17 protein-coding genes are annotated in these 15,453 nt (G+C 60.8%); 4 read left to right on the top strand and 13 right to left on the bottom strand.

The genetic code is table 11. The features are described from left to right. Positions 1–33: 33 nt before the first annotated feature. A complete protein-coding gene (locus MB02_RS01930; RefSeq protein ID WP_067532308.1) occupies positions 34–1,395 on the top strand; it encodes a L,D-transpeptidase family protein in 1,362 nt (453 codons plus the stop codon). Positions 1,396–1,446: 51 nt separating this feature from the next. Here the strand turns inward: MB02_RS01930 and MB02_RS01925 are convergent, their stop codons facing one another. The 5 genes from MB02_RS01925 to ispG all read right to left on the bottom strand — a co-directional run bounded on the left by MB02_RS01925 (position 1,447) and on the right by ispG (position 5,694). Next, complete coding sequence (locus tag MB02_RS01925) at positions 1,447–2,070, bottom strand: murein L,D-transpeptidase catalytic domain-containing protein (RefSeq protein ID WP_067531687.1); 624 nt, start codon at positions 2,068–2,070, stop codon at positions 1,447–1,449. 53 nt (positions 2,071–2,123) lie between these two features. After that, positions 2,124–3,080: a hypothetical protein gene (locus tag MB02_RS01920; RefSeq protein ID WP_067531686.1), complete on the bottom strand. Its 957-nt coding sequence runs from the start codon at positions 3,078–3,080 to the stop codon at positions 2,124–2,126. A gap of 80 nt (positions 3,081–3,160) precedes the next feature. Continuing rightward, positions 3,161–3,658 carry a GNAT family N-acetyltransferase gene (locus MB02_RS01915; protein ID WP_067531684.1) on the bottom strand — a complete coding sequence of 166 codons (498 nt, stop codon included), beginning with the start codon at positions 3,656–3,658 and terminating at the stop codon, positions 3,161–3,163. Then, on the bottom strand, positions 3,655–4,548 hold the full coding sequence (locus MB02_RS01910; protein ID WP_067531682.1) for an EamA family transporter: 894 nt from the start codon (positions 4,546–4,548) through the stop codon (positions 3,655–3,657). The genes MB02_RS01915 and MB02_RS01910 overlap by 4 nt, the downstream gene beginning before the upstream one ends. Before the next feature lie 9 nt (positions 4,549–4,557). Continuing rightward, positions 4,558–5,694, bottom strand: coding sequence for a flavodoxin-dependent (E)-4-hydroxy-3-methylbut-2-enyl-diphosphate synthase (ispG, locus tag MB02_RS01905; protein WP_067531680.1), 1,137 nt, complete (start codon positions 5,692–5,694; stop codon positions 4,558–4,560). Between the two features lie 73 nt (positions 5,695–5,767). Between ispG and MB02_RS01900 the strand changes: the two genes are divergently transcribed. Both MB02_RS01900 and MB02_RS01895 read left to right on the top strand, forming a co-directional pair. After that, entirely contained in the window at positions 5,768–6,775 is a 1,008-nt protein-coding gene (locus MB02_RS01900; RefSeq protein ID WP_067531678.1) for a zinc transporter ZntB, read from the top strand. Between the two features lie 47 nt (positions 6,776–6,822). Further along, complete coding sequence (locus tag MB02_RS01895) at positions 6,823–7,398, top strand: NAD(P)H-dependent oxidoreductase (RefSeq protein ID WP_067531676.1); 576 nt, start codon at positions 6,823–6,825, stop codon at positions 7,396–7,398. A gap of 17 nt (positions 7,399–7,415) precedes the next feature. On the opposite strand, the gene MB02_RS01890 is transcribed toward MB02_RS01895, so the two are convergent. After that, on the bottom strand, positions 7,416–7,739 hold the full coding sequence (locus MB02_RS01890) for a nuclear transport factor 2 family protein (RefSeq protein ID WP_067531674.1): 324 nt from the start codon (positions 7,737–7,739) through the stop codon (positions 7,416–7,418). Positions 7,740–7,865: 126 nt separating this feature from the next. On the opposite strand from MB02_RS01890, the gene MB02_RS01885 reads away from it, so the two are divergent. Further along, complete coding sequence (locus MB02_RS01885) at positions 7,866–8,207, top strand: winged helix-turn-helix transcriptional regulator (RefSeq protein ID WP_067531672.1); 342 nt, start codon at positions 7,866–7,868, stop codon at positions 8,205–8,207. A 76-nt stretch (positions 8,208–8,283) separates the two neighbouring features. Here the strand turns inward: MB02_RS01885 and MB02_RS01880 are convergent, their stop codons facing one another. Genes MB02_RS01880 through MB02_RS01850 form a run of 7 tightly spaced genes read right to left on the bottom strand, consistent with a single transcriptional unit; the run spans position 8,284 to position 15,424 of the window. After that, positions 8,284–9,198 carry an RDD family protein gene (locus MB02_RS01880; RefSeq protein WP_067531670.1) on the bottom strand — a complete coding sequence of 305 codons (915 nt, stop codon included), beginning with the start codon at positions 9,196–9,198 and terminating at the stop codon, positions 8,284–8,286. Positions 9,199–9,200: 2 nt separating this feature from the next. Continuing rightward, positions 9,201–10,268 carry a stage II sporulation protein M gene (locus MB02_RS01875; protein ID WP_082825901.1) on the bottom strand — a complete coding sequence of 356 codons (1,068 nt, stop codon included), beginning with the start codon at positions 10,266–10,268 and terminating at the stop codon, positions 9,201–9,203. After that, complete coding sequence (locus tag MB02_RS01870) at positions 10,265–11,584, bottom strand: DUF58 domain-containing protein (protein ID WP_067531668.1); 1,320 nt, start codon at positions 11,582–11,584, stop codon at positions 10,265–10,267. Before MB02_RS01870 ends, MB02_RS01875 begins: the two co-directional genes overlap by 4 nt. A gap of 5 nt (positions 11,585–11,589) precedes the next feature. Continuing rightward, a complete protein-coding gene (locus tag MB02_RS01865; RefSeq protein ID WP_235829389.1) occupies positions 11,590–12,552 on the bottom strand; it encodes an AAA family ATPase in 963 nt (320 codons plus the stop codon). Then, on the bottom strand, positions 12,549–13,829 hold the full coding sequence (locus tag MB02_RS01860) for a DUF4350 domain-containing protein (protein WP_067531666.1): 1,281 nt from the start codon (positions 13,827–13,829) through the stop codon (positions 12,549–12,551). Before MB02_RS01860 ends, MB02_RS01865 begins: the two co-directional genes overlap by 4 nt. Beyond that, a complete protein-coding gene (locus MB02_RS01855) occupies positions 13,826–14,473 on the bottom strand; it encodes a hypothetical protein (RefSeq protein ID WP_067532298.1) in 648 nt (215 codons plus the stop codon). The genes MB02_RS01860 and MB02_RS01855 overlap by 4 nt, the downstream gene beginning before the upstream one ends. Before the next feature lie 57 nt (positions 14,474–14,530). After that, positions 14,531–15,424: a prephenate dehydratase gene (locus MB02_RS01850; protein WP_067531664.1), complete on the bottom strand. Its 894-nt coding sequence runs from the start codon at positions 15,422–15,424 to the stop codon at positions 14,531–14,533. Between the last annotated feature and the right edge of the window lie 29 nt (positions 15,425–15,453).

The raw sequence follows: 15,453 nt of genomic DNA, 5'->3' as shown, positions 1-15,453 counted from the left end.
CCATGCACAATCGGGGCTTTATTAAGGATGACGATGACTAAGCGGTCCATTCTGCTTGGCGGGCTTCTGCTCGCAGTTCCCATGGCCCTGAATGCGCAGGAATCTCCCGGGCCGGAGAGTATCCTGCCCGAGCCCGCTTCTTCTGAGCCGGTTCCAAACCCTGCTCCTCAGGCATCCCCGACAGTGGGCCCGGTTGTCCAACCATTGCCGGTACGGCAGCCGCTGGTGCAGCAATGGACTGTGGCTGACGCGCAGGCGTTACTGGCGGTGGCAGAGAAAATCGGGGAAGAGGGGCTGAGCCCGTCCGATTATGCCCTGCCTGCGTTGCGAGACGCCATCGCCCAAGGGAAGGGGGAGGCACTCGATCAGGCAGCCAGCAAGACCTTCGCGTGGCTGGCAGAGGATCTGCGCGATGGGCGTACACCCATGGACGCGCGCCGTCAGTGGTTTGTCGAAGATCCGGATGCCGATCGTATGCCAACCGGCACCTTGATGGCCAATGCACTGGAAACGCATGATGTGGCCGGTGTGCTCGCCGGACTGAATCCGACTCATCCCGATTATGCCCGCCTTAAGCAGGAACTTGCGGTAACGCCGGAGACGGATAAGGAGCGCCGCGCTCTGATCCGCGCCAATATGGACCGCTGGCGGTGGCTCGCGCGCGATCTGGGTAATCAGTACCTCATCACAAATGTGCCGGAAATGCAGTTGCGGTTGACCGTAAACGACAAGATCGTGCGTACATATCGCACTATTGTCGGCAAGCCGGGCAGGACTGCCACACCACAATTGGCGGAGATGGTCGAAGGGGTGATTTTCAATCCTACCTGGACGGTGCCGCAGTCGATTGTGAAAGGCGAAGGGTTGGGCGCGCGGTTGCTGGCCAACCCGGCCTCGGCCCGGGCCAAGGGATACAAGGTTACGCGTGGCGCGGATGGTTATGTCAGCGTTGTACAGCAGCCGGGCCCGAACAATTCGTTGGGTCTGGTGAAACTCGACATGCCGAATCCACATGCCATTTTCCTGCACGACACGCCTAGCCGCAACCTGTTCCAGCAGGATAACCGGGCACTCAGCCACGGCTGCATCCGGACCGAACGAGCGCTTGAAATGGCTATCACCATGGCAATTATCGGTGGCGGTGCGTCGGCGGACGAAGCGGTGGCGATTTCCAAGTCGCGTGAATACACACGTGTGCCGATGACCAAGCAGGTTCCGGTTTATATTACCTATTTCACCATGGCGCAGGATATCGACGGAAAGTTGTCGACGTTCGCTGATCTCTATGATCGCGATGCCCCGGTGTTGAAGAGCTTTGAACAACCACGAAAGGCAAACCGGGCGCGCCGCACGGACGAGGAAGTGGTTGAAATCGTCGATGATTTACAGACGTGATGGGACTGGCGCCGAATTAGGCACTATTTCGGCGCTACACTGTCGGAAAGATCAGGCCAGCCCGAGCTTGTCGGCATAGAGCAGGCGTCCGCCCGAAAGATGCCACAGGGCTTCATTGAAATTCTGCGGAGACATGGCGAAGCAGCCGTTGGAACGGCCCAGCTTGCCCCATTTTTCGACATGTTCCGGGCTGGCATATTCGGCCGAATGCATGACGATGGCCCGGTCGAGCGCGTTTGAATTGTCGGAATCCAGGCCACCCAGCCGGATCGAAGTGCCATATTTCCCTGTGTACCATTCCCAGGTGACGTAGGCGCCACGGCTCGTGGCATTGGAACCAACCACGTTGGAAAAATGTTCAAGATAACCGGTATGATCCGGATCCGAACCCTTGCCGTGGGCGACAAGGAAGCTGCGCACGGTTCCATTTTCAAGATTGGCGAAGTGGAAGCGGGGCAGGGACGATTCCAGGCCGTAGTCGGCAATACCCGCAATATCCGTACGCCACAGGATACTGCCTGCCCGCTCTGTCTCACGTTTCGCGATAGCCAGCAGAGCGCGATCACGTTCACTGATCGAGAAGGCTTGAGCGAACACCTTGCCAGGCAACAGCATCCCGCCTGCCACGGCGGTGGCTGATTTGAGGAACGTTCGCCGGTTTGTTCTGACTGGCATAACGTAATCAATATAGCCGGTTTGGCGCCCCTTTTCCAGAGGCTGGCAACCCTTCAGGCGGCGATGTTCGTGGCAGGTGCCTGAAGTGTGGCAATGGCTTTGCCGCTTTCCTCGGCATAGGCATTGTTGTCGTAGCGGTGAGTGCCAACAAAATGCACGAAACAGGCATCTCCGCTCCAGGGTTCGCCCCAATAGTTGAGGTAGCGATCCGCGGGTAACAGAATGGGTGCTGGTTCATTGGCGATGTGAAAATTGGATGCGATCTGCTCCGTTCCCCATGTGACCGCCTCCCTCTCGCCGACCAGTCGCGTCATTTCGGCAAGGAAGGCAGCCGCCAGCGGGCGGCCTGTACCACCTGCGGCAAAGCCCGTAAAACCGGCGCAACCCCGGATATAGCGCCAATCGGTGTCTTGTCGCATTTCGCCCATGCGGGATTCTATTCGTGCCTGGATATGGCCGCTTTCCGGCCCGGCGGGATAGAGCCGTTCGGCAAATTCCGCCAATGGCAATGCCCCAATGGAGCCATCTTCACCGCCCAGCATTGTGAAGCTGCGATTCATGGCGATCGCTTGCATGACTTCGGGTACGGGCCCCAGCGTAACCGTATCGCTATCAAGCTGTATCCAATACTCGCCCTGACGCCGATCAAGGATGGTGAGAAAGCGTTCCCAGCAACCGCCTTGAGGGAATTCTCCCGTTTCGATCGAACCGATGGGAATGATTTCCGGATCGCCGCAATGCCGGGCCAGGACGGCTTTGTCGCTTGGCGTCAGTGTTCCATCGTCAAGCAGGACAACCCGGCCCCGCTGCAACTGCCGCCACAGCGATTTGACTGCGACCAGGTAAGGCAAGACCACTGCGGTGCCAATCATCGAAAACAACACTACGCCGTCATCCGATGGATGAATCGGGGGCGTGTCGAGAATCGACCGTATCGCGCGGTCATGGCGGCCCATGTCGATGCGGTTGCGCAAGCGATAGGGCAGATGTCGGGTCAGCATGGCCAACATGGTAATCGCTTGTGCCCCTTTCTCCGTTAAGCCGATTGGTTAAGCAGGGGTTGCGTTCTGCTTCAGTCCCACGCTCATCGCTATGCGTTCCGGTCAGGCACCGACGCGCCAAGCTGCGAAAGCGCTTCACCCTCGAGCCGCATGAATCGCCAATCGTCCTGCATGACCGTACCAAGCGAACGGTAGAAACCCAGTGCCGGTTCGTTCCATTCCAATACCGACCATTCAAACCGGGCGCAGCCGCGTTTCAGTGCGGTTTTCGCGATCTGGTGCAGCAATGCCTTGCCGAGCCCGGCTCCGCGGGCCGAGGGCCTGACATAGAGATCCTCCAGCCAGATTCCGGGCTTGCCTTCGAAAGTCGAGAAAGTGGGAAAAAACAGGGCAAAGCCCTGGGCCTCATCGCGATATTCACCGATCAGGACTTCGGCTGCGGGGTTAGGGCCGAACAAGTGCAGCGCCATCACCTGTTCGTCGAAACGAACGGCATGAGACAAGCGTTCGTACTCCGCCAGTTCGCGAATGAACGATGCAATCATGGGCATGTCTTCGCGCGTCGCGGGCCGGACATGGATGGTCATCGAATCCACCCTTGGCGAATGCGCGGCCAGAACATGCCGAGTGAAAGGCCAGCCATGACCAGCAGGAAAGCAACGAGCTTCCAAAGCTGGAGCGGCTCATTGAGGAACAGGGCCGATGCCCCGAGGCCAAAGACCGGTACCAGCAATGCCAGGGGTGCGACTGTGGCGGACGGGTGGCGGTTGAGCAGCCATCCCCAGGCGACATAACCGAACATGGTGTTGCCGATGGATTGCCACGCCACTGCGGCCCAGGTCCAGCTATCGGCTGCGGCGATTCCGCTGGCCATGCGTTCCGGCCCTTCGATCACGAGAGCGAAACCGGCGAGAGGCGGTACGGAGAACAGAGCGGACCAGACGACATAGGAAAGCATGTTCTCGGGCTGGGCCCTGCGCACTGCGATATTGCCCAATGCCCAGCTCAAGGCGGCGACAAGCACGAGACCGAGACCCAGTGGCGTGGCGCTGCCATCCGTGTGGGCCATGATCGTCAGCAAGCCCGCAGTGGCCAGCAACAGAGCGCCAATTTGATATGGCGCCACCTTTTCGCCGTTCAGCCACATTGAAAGGCCTATGGTGAAGAATACCTGGGTCTGTATCACCAAGGAGGCGAGCCCCGGTGTAATGTCGCTCCGCATGGCGGTGAACAATATGCCGAACTGGCCTGCGCCGATCAGAATGCCGTAAGCGGCAAGGTCGCTCCAGGCGACTTGCGGGCGCGGTATGAAGAATGCGAGCGGGACGAAGACGAAAAAGAAGCGCAACAGGGCGAAAGTCAACGGTGCGAGATGCGCCAACGCCAGCTTGATGACGACGAAATTGGTGCCCCACACCGCCATGATGGCGATGGCAAGCAGGAGATGAGTCGGCGGCAAGCCGTGGCGCGTTGGCATGCTCCGAGCCTAACCCGCCGCCTCGGTCACCTTTCCTGCGTCGGTGGTTTCTGCTTCGATTTCTGCGGCTTTTCGTTCCACGAGAGCCACGATGTGATCCAGCATGGCGTCGCTTTGCACGTGGTGATCGGTCACCCCGGACAGGTAGACCATATGCTTGCCGTTGCCCCCTCCGGTGATGCCGATGTCGGTCTCACGCGCTTCGCCCGGACCGTTCACGACGCAGCCCAGAACGGACAGGGACAGCGGGGTTTTGATATGCTGCAACCGTTCTTCCAGTGCGGAGACGGTGCGGATCACGTCAAAGCCCTGTCGGGCGCAGGACGGACAACTCACCACTCTCACACCGCGTGTCCGCAGGCCGAGCGATTTCAGGATTTCGAAGCCGACACGCACTTCTTCTTCCGGTTCGGCGGAGAGCGAAACGCGGATCGTATCCCCGATTCCGGCCCACAGCAGATTGCCGATGCCGATGGCGCTTTTAACGGTCCCGCCGATCAGGCCGCCAGCTTCGGTAATGCCGAGGTGGAGAGGGCAATCCACCGCGTCGGCCAGCCCCTGATACGCGGCGACCGCGAGGAACACGTCGCTTGCCTTCACGGCTACTTTGTATTCGTGGAAATCGTGGTCCTGCAGCAGCTTGATATGATCAAGCGCACTTTCGACCAACGCTTCGGGGCAAGGCTCGCCGTATTTTTCCAGCAAATCCTTTTCCAGGCTGCCCGCATTGACGCCGATACGGATCGCGCAGCCATTGGCCTTGGCTGCGCGGACCACTTCGGCCACGCGAGCCGACGAGCCGATATTGCCGGGATTGATGCGCAGGCAGGCCGCGCCAGCATCCGCAGCTTCCAGCGCGCGCTTGTAGTGGAAATGGATGTCGGCGATCAGCGGAACCTGCGCTGCTCTGGCGATTTCACGGAAAGCGGACGTGCTATCCTCGTCAGGGCAGGAAACGCGGATCAGGTCCGCACCCGCATCTTCGCAACGGCGGATCTGATCGATGGTCGCGCCAGCATCGGATGTCGGGGTATTGGTCATCGTCTGGACCGTGATCGGCGCATCGCCGCCCACCGGTACGGAGCCGACCATGATCTGGCGGCAGGTCCGCCGCTCGATAGTGCGCCAAGGTCTTATGGGAGACATGGTCGCGCATATAGTCCGGCCTGTGCGAAGGAGCAATGACAGCGTGGGTGAATTGCGGCATGAGAGGGGTGTAATGCGGGATGCCACTGGCCTTGATACTGGAACGGAAGACGGATTCCTGTTGTTTGGACGGGTGCTCGACGGCCGAGGTGGCGGCCGTGCCGTCGATTGGGAGGAGGCACGCGGATGGCAGCCGCAGGGGCCGAACGAAATCCTGTGGGTGCACCTCGTCCGTTTCCATCCTGGTGTTGCCGAATGGCTTGAGCAGGGCCTTGAGGTTCCCGAACCGACAGCAGAATTGCTGACCAGCGACGATACACGCCCACGTGCCTTTCGAGAGCAAGAAGCGCTTGTCGCTACGTTACGGGGCATCAATTTCAACCCGGAAGCCGAACCGGAAGACATGGTTTCCATGCAGTTGTGGTCGGATGGGCGGCGCGTCGTCACTCTGCGGCGGCATCCGTTACAGACTCCCCGCATCGTGCTGGCCGACATCGATGCAGGCCGTGGACCTGGCGATGCAGGGGCGCTGATCACCGCGCTGATTGAACACATGATTGCGCACATGAACCGTTCCATCGTCGACATGAACGATCATATCGACCAGCTTGAAGAGGATGACGACGACGGCAACGCGGAAGACATGCTGGCAAAGATCGGCACCATCCGGCGGAATTGCCTTGCCCTGAAGCGGCATATGTCCCCGCAGCATGAGGCGTTGGAGCGCATTTCGCGCGACGCGCCGGACTGGTTCGAGGAACACGATCGGAGAGAGATCGCCGAAACGATCGACCGTTTGCGCCGTTATCTCGACGATCTCGACATCAGCAAGGAGAGCGCTGTCGTCCTGATGGATGAGTTGCGGGGCAAGGCGCTCGCCCGATCGGAACAGACCAGTTACCTGTTGACTATCGTCGCGGCGATCTTTCTCCCGCTGGGGTTCGTGACCGGTCTGCTGGGTATAAATGTCGGTGGAATACCCGGTGTCAGTGACGAACGGGCATTCTGGATCGTGGTGGGTCTGTGTGGCGGAATTTTGCTCTTCCAGCTATACCTCTTCCGCAGGTGGAAATGGTTGTGAATTGACGCTGGCGATAGTTGCGGCCCGGCGTTCGCCTGGGGGTTTCGATGACCAGAATCCTGATTATTGACGGGCATCCCGATCCAGATGGAGGGCATTTCATTCATGCTGCGGCCGATGCCTACGCGGAGGGGGCGGCAACCGCCTACGAATTGAAACGCATTGCGGTCGCGAAGTTGAATTTCCCCATTCTGCGATCACCTGAGGAATGGCAGAAAGGCGAGGTTCCGCCGGATATAGCCGAGGCGCAGGAGGCGCTGCGTTGGGCAGACCATGTCGTGATTTTCTATCCGTTGTGGCTGGGCGATCTGCCCGCCTTGCTCAAAGGCTTTTTCGAGCAGGTCGCCCGACCCGGCTTTGCCTTCAGTTATACGGATAAAGGTTTTCCCAAGAAGCTGTTGAAGGGCAGATCCGCCCGTGTCGTGGTGACAATGGGTATGCCGTCGCCTTTGTATCGGTTCGTTTACCGGGCCCACAGCGTCAAAAGCCTGGAACGCAATTTCCTGCAATTCGTGGGCTTCAAACCCGTACGGCATTCGATCATCGGATCGATAGACGCCAGTGCCCGCCGGCGTTTGCGCTGGTTGGAGCGTATGCGCAATCTCGGGACTAAAGGGGCCTGAACTTTCGGGGCCACTTCTCAGCGAATATCGAGCGACGCGATAAGGCCATCGATGAGTGTGAACGTGTGGTCGAGAATGATGGGGCTGTTCGGGAATGACCCCGACACTTCTGCGCGAACGACGATCGCGCCATCGCGTTCGAACATTTCCAGCGGACGGGCGGTATAAGGGGTTCGGGCATAGGTATCCCGCCGCCAAGTACTGATCGCGTCGAGCCCGACATGATCGTGCCGCTCATCATGGACATGTGCGTCGGCGGCAAAGAAAGCGCCCAATGCTTCCGGGGATGCACTGTGGTCGGCGGCATAATATGCGGCGATTGCCGGAGGAAGGTCTGGCATCGGGTATCTCCTCAAACGCAAAGGGATGCGGCGTGTTGCGTGGAAATCCACATCGGCCTAACTCCCCTGGATGACAAGAACGCACGAAACAGTTGGGTACTTACCTACAGGTAAGGTGACGCGCTGATGGAGCATACACCGCTTTCTGCCGCTGAAGGTGTGGAAGAGGCGATCCGCATGTTGGAAGGCCGTTGGAAACTCGTAATCCTGTTTCATCTTTTTGGCGGAAAATTGCTGCGTTTTTCGGAACTTGAACGAGCCATTCCGGCAATTTCCCAGAAAATGCTCATTCAACAGCTACGTCAGATGGAAAAAGACGGCATCGTGACGCGCATCGTCCACCATCAGGTGCCGCCCAAGGTGGAATATGGATTGACGAACTGGGGCCAGTCGCTTTGTCCCGCTCTCGATGCATTGCTCCAATGGGCGGAACGGCGGGATCCAGCCAAGGATGAAAGCCAGGGGTGAATCCCGTCAGGGTTCCATTAAAGGAATAGCTTCCCGATACCTCGCTATCCAGTATCCTCGGAAATCGGTCGGGCTATCAGGAATGCTTGTCGGCTTTCCGCTTGCCGAAGCGCATGTCGCGTTCCAGCCTTGCCCTGAGCTGGGTGTAATAGGCTTCGAGGAAAGCGCGTTCGTCGCCCTGGCCGCCGGTCCAGCCAATTTTGGCGCAGATCGTTTCTGCCACGGCCACCAATGCTTCGGATTTTCCTTCACGCAGAACGCGCTCCAACGTCTGCAACTCGTATTCGCCGTAAACCGCCAGTTCCGCATCGCTGAACCGGTATGTGGCACCGGTTTCCTGAGATGGGCCACGGGCCCCGGCAGACAGGGATAGCGTTTCGGCCAGCTTTCGTTTCGGTGCTTCGACCACCCATGTTCCGGCGATCAGGTCGCCCGCGCGCATGGCATCCTTGTTGAAAAATGGGAAGAGGAGGAACACCGCGAACCAGGCTGCGGCGGCAAGGCCGGCCAACCCTCCTTCGCCTTCCTGTGCGCCCGCGATGAACACGATCGGCATGAACAGTTCGATGTCGCGCAAGAGATTGCGTGCAATCACGGCCTCTGCCGTCAGCCGCCCGCCATCGCGCGCGGCAATGCGGATTCCCGACAGCCGCTTGCCGGGAGTGGCGCCGCGTGGACCCAATTCGAAATAGAGAAAGTAGCCATAGCGGAACAGGAACATCGCGATCAGCCAGATCACCGCGAGGAATTCCAACGTGCCGAATAACTGCCCCGGCCCCGCGCCCTCCTTCATGCCCAGTACGCCGAATGCGAGATAGAGCAGCAGGATCGTAGTGGCGAACAGGATGAAGTTGATAATGATGTAATCGACGATCAGCGCCGCGGCCCGAGACCCGCGCCCGGCCACGGTGAGCGGCAGGCTCAGCCCTTCCGGCGTCAGCAGTTCACGACGCCGTTTCACCTGCTGGGCAATGTAGGAGGAGCTTGCCATGGTCAGTCCCCGCTGTCCTTCGTGCGTCTGCCGAATGCGTAGAAGTAGGTCAGCCACAGAACCAGCATGAATGATCCGACGATCAGCCGGCCCGGTGTTTCATTGATGAGCTGCCGGGCGAAACCTTCGAGGAAGGCGGCGACAATCAACATCAGGACCACGCCGGTCATTACCTGCGCAGCTCGCCGGCCGCTCTCTGCCGCGGCAGTCATGATCGAGCGATTGCCGGGAAAGGCCATCGCCCGCCCAATGTGGATGCCAGCGCCACCCGCGAGCAGGATGGCGAATAACTCGGTCGTGCCATGGACGCTCAACCACGCAATCAGGTCCAGCGTCAGCCCGGCATCGTGATAGAGCCATAGCATTGCCCCCAGCAGTGCCATGTTGTGAATCAACAGCAGGATCGAAGGCACGCCGAAAGCGAAACCGAGCGCAAAGGCAAGGATGGAAACCTGCGCGTTATTACTGAAGAGGTACGCTGCGAAGGCGGATAACCCAGTGGTGCCCTGCTGTTCGCCGAACAAGGTGGCGCGCAATGCCTCCGGTGATGCGCCAGGGCTGCGATCGCCCGCCATGCCGGGCGGAACGAGGGCGTGATACCACTGGCTGTCGCTGGAAACGAGCAGCCAGCCGACGATCGTGCCCGCTATCATGGCCGCGAGCGCGATCAGCACATCAGGCCCCATGGCGCGCACGCTGGCGCTCCATTCCCCGCCCAGAAAGCCGCGCAGCCAGCCGACAAACGATGTGCGCGGGCCATAGACCTGGAACCATGCACGCTGCACCAGTCCTTCCAGGTAGGCCAGCGTGGCGGCATCCAGCGTCGTCTCGCGGGCGATTGAAAGGCTGGACGCGGCAGTGCGGTACAGGGCGGGCAGGGCCAGTACGTCTTCGTCCGACAGCTTGCGCAGGCGGCCGGATTCCATGCGGGAAACGATCTCTTCCAATCGTCTCCATTCGTTCTCACGTTCCAGCCGGAACCGGTCGGAACGGAGGGCTGCGGCGGCGATGTCCGGTGGTGGCGCCACTTCGCGGCGGCCGAACAGGGAGGACAGGGTCGGGGCCTTCATCCGATGGCTCCCGCCCGTTTGATATCGAGATAGCGGTCGATCAACCGGTATCCGATCCGGTCCCACGGCGCTTCGATGACGTCCACGCCCAACTGCCTCAATCGCTGCAGGACCAGCGCGCGCTGGCGGGCCAGCGTATCGGCCGTGACGGCGATTGCCAGCTTGCCAAGATCTTCCGGATCGCCTGCGGCCATGGCGTTGAGTTCGGCATCTTCCATGGTCACGAACAACACGACATGGCGTTGTACCAGGCGCCCGACGCTTTCGATCATCAGTTCGGCACTGGTCGGGTCCGAGAAATCGGAAAACAGCACGATCATGGATCGCCGCTGGAGGCGTGCTGCCAATGTCGCGAGCGCCAGCGTGAAGTTGGGTTCCTCCGCATGGTAATCCAGTCCGGCAGCCGCACTTTGCAGGCGGTGGAAGGCGCGCGCATCCGTAACGAACGGTGTCGCCAGTTCGACGTGGCGCGCGAAGCCGAACAAGGCCACACGGTCGCCCCCCTTCAGGGCAACATAGGCAGCGGTAAGTGCGGCGGAAACCGCGCGGTCGATGCGGGGCAGGCCATCAATGGGTTCGCACATCGCCTGGCCGCAATCGAATGCGAATATTATCGGGTTGTTCCGCTCGCTTTCGAATTCTCGGGCGAACAGGCGGGTCTGGCGGGCGCTCGTCTTCCAGTCGATTCTGCGCCGGTCCATGCCGGGCTCATACTCCGCGAGCGATTCGAACTGGCTGCCTTCGCCGCGGATGCGCCGCGCGATCAGCCCGAATTGCGCATCGCGGAGAAAAGTCTGGAGTGCGGGCGAACGCACCGGAGACAGATCGGGCCATACTCTCACGCTATCGTCCAATGTGCGGGAGACTTGCCGATGGGCGAGACCCAGGGGACCGGGCCAGCGCAACCAGAGTTGTTCGAGCGTACCGGTACCCCGTCGGTTGGGGCGTAGCGTTACGCTGCCGCGCCACACACCGCCCACCGTGTCGGCGGCAAGAGCCAATTCCGCCCTGCCGCCCTCGGCCAGCCGTGGATCGAATTGCAGCGCGCCCTGAGGGGCACCGCCGCCACGCCGTCCGGCAATGTCTGCCAGCAGCGTGATTGCCAGTGGCTCACCCACTTCTGTGTCGGGAGGAAAGGCAAGCCGGATATCTTCAAGTCTGCCTGCTGCCAGCCCGTCCAGCAGGACAAGAACAAGCAAAGCCGCCCCGGCTGCAGGAACCAGAACCCATGCACCGGGCGCGAGTGCTGCGACGACCAGCGCGATAGGCGCGGCGAGAGCGGCAAGTGTCGCAGTGCGGGCAGTCGGGACGATCATGGGGCCTACCGTGGGGCCTCCGTCTGCTCGATCAGTTCGGTTACGAGGGCTTCTATCTGGCGACCTTCGATCTCCGCTGCCGGCGACAGCAGCAGACGATGGCGCAGGACAGCGGTTGCCAGTGCTTTCACATCGTCGGGCAACACATAATCGCGCCCTTGCAGAGCGGCGCGGCTGCGCGCGGCATTGGCCAGCATGACGGCCGCACGCGGACTGGCGCCAGTGGCAAGATCCGTGGTTTCGCGTGTCGCGCGCACCAGCCGTACGACATAATCGATAATCTGGGGGGAGATGGTCACGCTTTTGACGGCCTGCACGGCTTTGGCCAGCGTGGACGCATCGGTTACTGCACGTATTCCGAAATCCTCAGGCCTGGCCGGTCCGCCATGTTCACCGAAACGCGCGACGATTTCCGCCTCTTCCTCGGCGCTGGGATAAGGGACCAGCAGCTTGAACAGGAAACGGTCGAGTTGCGCCTCGGGCAGGGGATAGACGCCCTGATTTTCGATTGGATTTTCAGTCGCCACGACCAGGAAGCGCTCCGGCAGCGCGTGATGTTCCCCATCCAGCGTTACGCTGCGTTCCTGCATCGCTTCGAGCAGGGCGGCCTGGGTTTTGGGCGGCGTGCGGTTGATTTCGTCCGCCAGCAACAGTTCGCAGAAAATCGGGCCCCGCGTCAGCGTGAACTGACTGGTCTGGAAGTTGAACAGATTGGAACCGAGAATGTCGCCAGGGAGCAGATCGGGCGTAAACTGGATACGGCCATAATCCAGCCCGAGGGCGCGGGCGAAGCATTGGGCGATAAATGTCTTGGCGACACCGGGTGGCCCTTCGAGAAGGACGTGGCCATGGCTCACCAGCGCAATCAGCAGGTGGTCCAACGTGTCCTGCTGTCCGATCACAGCCTTGCCCACTTCCGCGCGGATAGCTTGCGTCAGGCCTCGCAACTCGTCGAGGGTCATGGTCATTTGCCGAGCATCCTTTCGATTTGTTTGAGCTCTTCGGCGGTGCGCAGCAACTCGTGCTGGCTGCGCGCATGGCCGAGCTTTTCGGTCAGGGCATGGAAGGGGGTACCAGTGTGATGGCGCGCGGCAAGTGCGCGGCCGATGTCCTCGTCCATCGCATGCCCATCATCGCGCCATCGCAGGCCCAGTGCATGGGCGATCCGTTTTCGCATCAATGCGGCGTATGGCGGGCCAAGCAGGTGGAGCCGCCGTGTACGGCGAATGAAGCCTGCGGAATTCTCGACCAACTGGCGTTTCCCGAACGCGATGGCGCGGCTTTCCGTCAAAGGCGGGCCAAAGCGGCGGAAGGCGCGCCAGGTGACGACTATGGCCGCAATCACCAGACAGAGCGTCGCGGCCAGGAAAGGCGGGGTAAAGGCCAGTGTCAGCAAATTCATCGATCGCCCGAGGCCGTTCTGCGTGAGATCGAAAACGACGTCGCCTTCGGCCGTTTCCGAAGCCGCCCGAATCAGCTTCGACGCCAGCAGGGCATTGGCTCTGTCCGCCATGCCGAAATTGTCGAGCAGATCGGGTTCGAACACGAAAATCAGCGGATGGATGTTATCGTTCTGTCCACCGTAACCCGGATCGATTCCGGCCATGGCGTTGAGGGCGGGATAAGTTCCTTCATCGGCGACATAGCCAGCCAGAACCCTGCTGCCGTCGCTGGTGCGAACCAGCGGGATAATCCGTGAGCCGGTACCTGACTGGTTCTGTTTCGCGTCTGGAAGAGGGCCGGTCAGACCACCGCCCTGCCAACCCTTTGCCCGGCTGATTGTGACGGCGATATCGTCGGCAAAGCCTTTCCATTCAGGCGAACCGGATCCGTAAAGCGCAACCCAGCCTTTCTTTGCATTCTTCTGCTCGGCGGGGAGGCTGCTGGCGTACCACTTGGGCAATATCACCAGTGTCGGTCCGGCATGGCGCCGTCTGGCGACGATCTCTGCCAGTTCCTGGCCATCGGCGCCATGTGGAGGGGTCAGGACTAGCAAACCGTAACTCGAAAGATCGCCTTCGTTGCGGCTAAGCGTTACATGGTACCCGCCTTTACCCAGCAGGCTGGCCATTGCGGCATAGCCATTCAGCCCTTTGCCTCCGGCATGACCGCCACCGTCATTCGTGCCGCCGCCCGTTTCATCTGCGCCGATAAAATACAGCGTAAGCAGAAATGCCATGGCTCCGAACAGCAACATGCCCAGCACGATCCGCGGCGAAAAGGGCGTGGTCGTGCGTGTGCTCATCGCGTACCGCCTTGATCATGCGGTAACCCTTCGAAGCGGGTCAGGGCGAAATCGGCGTATGCCGTGCGCGCGGCCTGCCAATCTTCCGCGCTGAGGCTGCGCAGCGCGAACAGGCTTCGCTCCACTCGCTCGGCAATAATGGCAAAGGCATTGCGGGCGGCATCGGGCAAGGCAGGCAACATGGCGATTTCACGCGCCGTACTGGAAGGTTCCAGCCAGTCGGGGCGGGCAGCGCGGATTTGCCCGACACTGCGGACCAGCAGCAAGTGTGTCGCCTGGTCGAACTGGCCAGCGGCGGCAAGCGCGTCCGCATCCTCAAGCAATGCCAGCGCTTCCTCCCGATCCGGCGACCAGTCCGGGTCTGTATTCCGTCCCTTGCGCATTCCGCCTAGAACCGGCGAGATCAGGCGCCAGGCCAGAATCGCGACACCGATCACAGCCAGTCCGATCAGTATCCATTTCAGGGTGGGCCATGACAGCCCCAGGGCTTCGCCAACCGGCTTCAACAAATCGGCGAGCCATTGTTGCAGCTTTTCCAGCCACTCGGGCGGTTTCGGCGGTTCGACGGGCGCCACTGGCGCATACTGGATTGAAGGGTCGGCGCGTATCGCCTCCCAATCCTGCGCCGCTGCGCCAGCCGTCATTCCTATTGCCACGCCGTTGTCCGTGACATGGCTGGCAAGCCGGCGCAAGGCACCTTGTCAGGGCCGCTCCCGCGCCTGCGGATAGGAACCGAGAATGCGCAGTTCCTTGCTATGGAATGCCAGTTCCTCCAGCGCGCGGTCGATGGCGGGATTCCCCGGAGCGCCGATAATATCGGCATAGAACATCGTCGCCGCGAAGCTTGCGCCCTTCTGATAGCTTTCCAGCTTGGTCATGTTGACGCCGTTGGTCGCGAATCCGCCAAGCGCCTTGTATAGTGCGGCGGGCACGTTCTTCACTTCGAATATGAAAGTGGTCATGGCGTCTTGCCCGGCAAGGCTTGCCGGGTCGAGCGGCTGACGGGCCAGCACGACGAATCGAGTCATGTTGTCGGAGGAATCTTCCACCCGGTCCTCGACCAGCTTCAGCCCGTAAAGGTCGGCCGCCAGTGCGGGCGCGATGGCCGCCAGCGAAGGGTCGCCGAGTTCCTTGATATAGGCTGCCGCGCCCGCGGTATCGGCGTAGGACATCGGCACTATGCCTCGTTTGCGCAGGAAATGACGCGACTGGCCGAGCGCCTGGGGGTGGCTATAGGCGGCCTCGAAAGGGCCGGACCCCAGACCCATCAAGGCGTGGTGGATAGCCATGAAGTGTTCGGCGACAATCGACAAGCCGCTCTCAGGCAACAGAAAATGGATGTCGGCAACGCGCCCATGCTGCGAATTTTCAATCGGGATGATGGCGGACCCAGCCTGTCCGCTCTTTACCGCTTCCAGAGCGTCTTCGAAGGCGAAACACGGCAGGGGCAGGCAATCCGGGTCGAATTCCAGGGCCGCACGGTGCGAATTGGCGCCAGGTGCGCCTTGAAAGGCGATTGCCTGCGCGGGATTTTCAGCGGCTGCGGCGACCATCTTTTCAACCAGTGCCACAGCGGGATCGGGGAAGCTCTGCATGGCTTTGCGCTAAGCCTTGTACAGCAAAT

The sequence above is a fragment of the Croceicoccus estronivorus genome, from assembly GCF_001625325.1.
Classification (GTDB): Bacteria; Pseudomonadota; Alphaproteobacteria; order Sphingomonadales; family Sphingomonadaceae; genus Caenibius; species Caenibius estronivorus.
The sequence above is the reverse complement of the archived record's forward strand: the minus strand, read 5'-3'. Positions and strand labels throughout refer to the sequence as shown.

Coding starts and splice junctions, on each gene's coding strand:
- MB02_RS01930 (WP_067532308.1), top strand. CDS start 34: ATGACTAAGCGGTCCATTCTGCTTGGCGGGCTTCTGCTCGCAGTTCCC.
- MB02_RS01925 (WP_067531687.1), bottom strand. CDS start 2,070: ATGCCAGTCAGAACAAACCGGCGAACGTTCCTCAAATCAGCCACCGCC.
- MB02_RS01920 (WP_067531686.1), bottom strand. CDS start 3,080: ATGTTGGCCATGCTGACCCGACATCTGCCCTATCGCTTGCGCAACCGC.
- MB02_RS01915 (WP_067531684.1), bottom strand. CDS start 3,658: ATGACCATCCATGTCCGGCCCGCGACGCGCGAAGACATGCCCATGATT.
- MB02_RS01910 (WP_067531682.1), bottom strand. CDS start 4,548: ATGCCAACGCGCCACGGCTTGCCGCCGACTCATCTCCTGCTTGCCATC.
- ispG (WP_067531680.1), bottom strand. CDS start 5,694: ATGTCTCCCATAAGACCTTGGCGCACTATCGAGCGGCGGACCTGCCGC.
- MB02_RS01900 (WP_067531678.1), top strand. CDS start 5,768: ATGCGGGATGCCACTGGCCTTGATACTGGAACGGAAGACGGATTCCTG.
- MB02_RS01895 (WP_067531676.1), top strand. CDS start 6,823: ATGACCAGAATCCTGATTATTGACGGGCATCCCGATCCAGATGGAGGG.
- MB02_RS01890 (WP_067531674.1), bottom strand. CDS start 7,739: ATGCCAGACCTTCCTCCGGCAATCGCCGCATATTATGCCGCCGACCAC.
- MB02_RS01885 (WP_067531672.1), top strand. CDS start 7,866: ATGGAGCATACACCGCTTTCTGCCGCTGAAGGTGTGGAAGAGGCGATC.
- MB02_RS01880 (WP_067531670.1), bottom strand. CDS start 9,198: ATGGCAAGCTCCTCCTACATTGCCCAGCAGGTGAAACGGCGTCGTGAA.
- MB02_RS01875 (WP_082825901.1), bottom strand. CDS start 10,268: ATGAAGGCCCCGACCCTGTCCTCCCTGTTCGGCCGCCGCGAAGTGGCG.
- MB02_RS01870 (WP_067531668.1), bottom strand. CDS start 11,584: ATGATCGTCCCGACTGCCCGCACTGCGACACTTGCCGCTCTCGCCGCG.
- MB02_RS01865 (WP_235829389.1), bottom strand. CDS start 12,552: ATGACCATGACCCTCGACGAGTTGCGAGGCCTGACGCAAGCTATCCGC.
- MB02_RS01860 (WP_067531666.1), bottom strand. CDS start 13,829: ATGAGCACACGCACGACCACGCCCTTTTCGCCGCGGATCGTGCTGGGC.
- MB02_RS01855 (WP_067532298.1), bottom strand. CDS start 14,473: ATGACGGCTGGCGCAGCGGCGCAGGATTGGGAGGCGATACGCGCCGAC.
- MB02_RS01850 (WP_067531664.1), bottom strand. CDS start 15,424: ATGCAGAGCTTCCCCGATCCCGCTGTGGCACTGGTTGAAAAGATGGTC.